Here is a 5,220-nt window from a genome sequence, read left to right on the forward strand (position 1 = left end):
GATGACAGACCGTTGAGGGCGGCGGTCGTGACCGCACGCAGGTCAGCGGTCTCAAGCTTGGCCAGCTGACTGGTCGTCAGCCCGCCGAACTGGGTCGACGACAGCACGGCGAAATGGCCCGTGCCCAGCGCGTTCAGGTTGTCGGTGGCCAGGTTGCCGAGCTGGGTGGCGGTCAGGGCCTGGGCCTGGGCTGTGGAGAGGTTGGCGAACTGGCTGCTGCTCAGGCTGTTCAGGTCAGCCGTGCCGAGCGTATTGACTTGACTCGTCGTCAGCGAATTGACCTGGCCACTGGAAAGGGCGCGGAGCTGGTCGCTGGTGAAGGCGTCCAGCTGGGTGGACGACAGGTTGCGCAGCGCGGCGGTGGTGATCGACTTGATGTCGGCCGTCTCGATGGCGGCGATCTGGGCCGTGGAGAGGTTGCCCAGCTGGGCGGACGTCAGCGCGCCGATCTGGGCGGAGGTCAGCGCCACCATGTCGGCGCTGCTCAGGCCCTGGATCTGGGCCGTCGACAGGACGGCGATCTGCGAGGTGCTCAGGGCCTGGACCTGGTCGGTCTTCAGGGCCTGGATCTGGTCAGAGCTGAAGCCGGCAAGGGCGCTGGTCGCGATGGCCCGCAGGTCTTCGGTCTGGAAGGCCCGGATCTGGTCGCTCTTCAGGACCGCCAGGCTGCTGGAAAGGATGACCGAGGCCTGCGCGGTGGTGAACGCGATCAGCTGGTCGGTGCTGAGGGCGGCGTAGTCTTCCGTCGACCACCCCCGGATCGTGTCCGTGCTCAGAGTCGAGATGACAGATGGCGAAATGCCGGGGATGACGGTTGACATGTTTTCTCACCTGTACTGATGGCCGCCTTGCCTTGCGGCGTGGCGGCGTTGGACCATCGCTGGCCCACCCCCGAAACTGGAGGCGTTGTTCTGAGCGGAGCCTGTGCCCCGGCGCGTCGAGCAGCCAAGACGTGCCAGAGATACAAAAAAATTGAAACCCGAACCCAACCCAATGCGGCCGCAGGCGGGATGCGATCCCGCCTGGAGCGCCGCGATGAGGTGGGCTCGTGTTGTCATGCTAGGGACGAGTCCTCGGAACCAATCGGCAAAAAGACCGGGTTTCTCGACCCAAGGTCGACCGTTCGGCAGCTGCGCCGAATGGGTTTGAACGAATTCACGGACTTCACACCCAGTTGCCGCCGTTGTTGCGCCGGTGCTCGTCGTCCTCGGCCAGCTTGCGGTCGATGGCCGCAAGGTGGGCGTCGGCCGACGGGTGCGGCACGGCCGCCTTGGCCAGGTCGACGTGCTCGGCACCGAGCAGCGGGGCGGTCGGCGGTGCCAGCACGTCGTGCAGGCTGACCGTCGCGTCCTTGCCGTCATCGGCCTTCTGCGGCTGCACGTCCTTGGCGAACCAGACGTCGGCCACGTCGTGCTTGCTGCCGTCGGTCGTCGTGTAGCTGGACACCAGGCCGATGAGGTTGCCGCTGTCTGACCCGGAGCCCTTGGTGGCGTTCAGGTCGAGCGAGGTGATGCCCAGCTGGTCCAGCGTCTTCAGCTCGCCGGCGTCGGTCTTGCCGTCGTGGTTGGCGTCGACCCAGACCTGCAGCTGCTTCCAGTTGGCGTCGTGGCTGTCGAGCTTGCCGTCATGGTTGCTGTCCTGTTCGGCCATGGCGGCGTAGCCATCCTTGGCATGCTTGCCGTTGGCCAGCACGGTGCCCATGCCGAAGAGTTCACCGCCGCTGTTGATGAGGCCGTCATGGTTGCGGTCCATCACCAGCAGGCCATCGCCGCCAGCCACCCAGCCCACCTTGTTGGCCTGGCCGGTGCCCACCAGGTCGAAGCTGACACCCTGGGCGGCGGCCAGCGTGTTGACGCCGTGGCCATCCAGGTCGAGCACGATGGGCGTGACGTTGAAGTAGGCGTTCATCTGCGCCGCGCTCATTTCGCCGAAGGTCGTGCCTTGCAGCGCGTCGAGCTGAGCCATGCTCATGGCGGTGATGTCGCGGGTTTCCAGGCCGCTGATCTGATCGGTCGTGAGGCTGTGGATCTGATCCGTGGTCAAGGCCGCCGCCTGCGCCGTGGTCAGCGCCGTGATCTGCGTCGCCTTCAGCGTGCTGAACTGGTCGCTGGTGATGGCTTGGATCTGCGCATTGCTCATCGCGGCGACGTGGGCCGTGGTCAGTGCGCGCAGGTCGTCGGTTTCCAGCGCCGCGATCTGCGAGTTCGTGAAGGCCTTGACCTGGGTGGAGGTCAGGGACGCGAACTGCGCCGTCGTGAAGGTGTTCAGGTCGTCGGTGGCCAGGTTGTTGATCTGGCTGGTCGTCAGCACCGACACGCGGGTGCCCAGGCCGGTCAGCTGATCGGTGGTCAGCGCACCCAGCTGGGTGTTGGTGATGGCCTGCAGCGATGCCGAAGTCAGCTTGGCCAGGTCGTCGGAGTCGATGGCCACGATCTGGTCGGTGGACAGCGAATTCACCTGKGCCGTGGTCAGCACCGAGATCTGCGCCGAGCCCATGGCCGTCAGGTCGGCTGCGGCCAGGCCCTGGATCTGTGCGGTGGACAGCGACAACACCTGGGCCGTGCTGAGCGCGGCGATGTGCTCGGTCTGCAGCGAGGCGATCTGATCCGAGTTCAGGCTCGACAGCGCCGCCGTCGTCACCGCACGCAGGTCGGCCGTCTGCAGATTCGGCAGCTGGTCGGTTGTCAGCGAACCGAACTGGGTCGCGTTCATCACCGCGTAGTGCTGTGTTCCCAGGGCGGTCAGGTCGTCCGTCGTCAGGTGCGACAGCTGGCCGGCCGTCAACGCCTGGACCTGACCCGTGCTCATGCGAGCGAACTGGTCGGTCGTGAACGCGTTCAGGTCGTCGCTGTTCATCGTCGACAACTGGGCCGTCGTCAGCGAGTTCACCTGCGCCGAGGTCAGCGATTGCAGCTGGTCGCTGGTCAGGCCATCCAGCTGGGTGCTGGTCAGGGCGCGCAGCGCGGTCGTGGTCAGGAAGCGGATGTCGCCGGTCTCGATGGCGGACAGCTGATCGGTGCTCAGCGCAAACGCCTGGGCGGAGTTCAGCACGGCCACCTGGGCGGTGCCCAGGGCCGTCATGTCGGCGGCCGTCAGGCCCTGGACCTGGGACGTCGTGAGCGAGCCGATCTGGGCGGTGCTGAGGCTGGAGACCTCGTCGGAGCTCAGTGTCAGGATCTGATCCGAAGACAGGCCACGCAGCGCTGCCGTGGTGACGGCGCGCAGGTCGGCCGTCTCCATCTTGGGCAGTTGGTCAGTGGTCAGCGAACCGAACTGACTGGAGTTCAGCGTCGCGAACTGGGCCGTCCCCATGGCGTTGAGGTTGTCGCTGGCCAAGCTGCTCAGCTGGGCCGTCGTCAGTACGGCGACCTGGGCGGTGGAGAGCTTGTTGAACTGGTCGGACGTGAGGCTGTTGAGGTCGTCCGTGTTCAACGTGCGGACCTGGTCGGTCGTCAGCGAGTTGATCTGAGCACTTGTCAGGGCGCGCAGTTGGTCGCTGGTCAGGCCGTCCAGCTGTGTGCTGCCGAGGGCCCGAAGAGCCGCCGTCGTCAGCGACTTCATGTCAGCCGCATCGATGGCCGAGAGTTGGTCGGTCGACAGGTTCTGGGCCTGCGCCGAGCTCAGCGCCGCGACCTGAGCGGTGGACAGGGCGGTCATATCGGCCGCGGTGAGGCCCTTGACCTGGGCGGTCGTGAAGGCCGCCACCTGGCCCGTGGACAGGCTGGACACCTCGTCGGAGGTCAGCGACTGCACCTGGTCGGAACTCAAGCCGCGCAGCGCGTTGGTCGTGACGGCGCGCAGATCGGCTGTTTCCAGCTTGGACAGCTGGTCGGTCGTCAGCGAGCCGAACTGGCTGGACGACAGCGTCGCGAACTGGGCCGAGCCCATCGCGTTGAGGCTGTCGGTGACCAGGTTGCTCAGCTGCGAGGTCGTCAGCGCCTGGATCTGCGAGGTCGACAGGCGGGCGATCTGGTCCGTCGTCAGCACGTTCAGGTCATCGGTGTTGAGGCCGATGATCTGCGGATTGGTGGTCAGCGCGTTGAGCTGGGTGCTGGTGAGGCCGCGCAGCTGATCGCTGGTCAAGCCATCGATCTGAGTGCTGGACAGGGCTCGCAACGCGGCCGTCGTCAACGACTTCATGTCGACGGCGTCGATGGCCGACAGCTGGTCGGTGGACAGCGACTGGGCCTGGGCCGAGCTCAGCACAGCAACCTGGGCCGTGGACAGGGCCGTCATGTCGGCGGCCGTCAATCCCTGGACCTGCGACGTCGTCAGCGAGCCGATCTGGGCGGTGCTGAGGCTGGAGACTTCATCGGARCTCAGCGTCAGGATCTGGTCCGAACTCAGGCCGCGCAGCGCGGCGGTCGTGACCGCACGCAGGTCGGCTGTCTCGAGCTTGGGCAACTGGTCGGAGGTCAGCGAACCGAACTGGGTGGATGACAGCGAGGCGAACTGGGCCGAACCCATCGCATTCAGGTTGTCTGTCGTCAGGTTGCTGAGCTGCGTGGTGGTCAGCACCTGGACCTGGGCGGTGGAGAGCTTGTTGAACTGGTCGGACGACAGGCTGTTGAGGTCGTCCGTGTTCAGCGTGCGGACCTGGTCGGTGGTCAGGGCATTGATCTGGCTGGAAGACAGGGCCCGCAACTGATCCGAGGTCAGGCCGTCGAGTTGGGTGCTGCTGAGGGCGCGCAGGGCGGCCGTTGTCAGCGACTTCATGTCAGCCGCGTCGATGGCGGACAGTTGATCCGTGTTCAGTGCGGCCGCCTGGGCCGAGCTCAGCACGGCCACCTGGGCGGTGCCCAGGGCCGTCATGTCAGCGGCCGTCAGGCCCTGGACCTGGGACGTCGTGAGCGAACCGATCTGGGCGGTGCTCAGGCTGGAGACCTCATCGGAGCTCAGCGTCAGGATCTGGTCCGAGCTCAGGCCGCGCAGTGCGGCGGTCGTGACGGCGCGCAGGTCGGCCGTCTCCAGCTTGGGCAACTGGTCGGACGTAAGCGAACCGAACTGGGTGGACGACAGCGTGGCGAACTGGGCCGAGCCCATCGCATTGAGGTTGTCCGTCGTCAGGTTGCTCAGCTGAGCGGTCGTCAGCACCTGCACCTGGGCGGTGGAGAGCTTGTTGAACTGGTCGGACGTGAGGCTGTTGAGGTCGTCCGTGTTCAGCGTGCGGACCTGGTCGGTGGTCAGCGAGTTGATCTGGCTGGAGCTCAGCGCGCGCAG

At 66.1% G+C, this 5,220-nt stretch carries 1 protein-coding gene and 1 pseudogene; both read right to left on the minus strand.

The features are described from left to right. A pseudogene (locus tag ACXJKJ_RS29840) lies at positions 1-821 on the minus strand (heme utilization protein); the annotation flags it as partial. Between the two features lie 343 nt (positions 822-1,164). After that, the coding region (locus tag ACXJKJ_RS29845; RefSeq protein ID WP_457394898.1) for a beta strand repeat-containing protein at positions 1,165-5,220 on the minus strand (4,056 nt) is incomplete at its 5' end.

This window comes from Roseateles sp. P5_E1 (assembly GCF_054049335.1).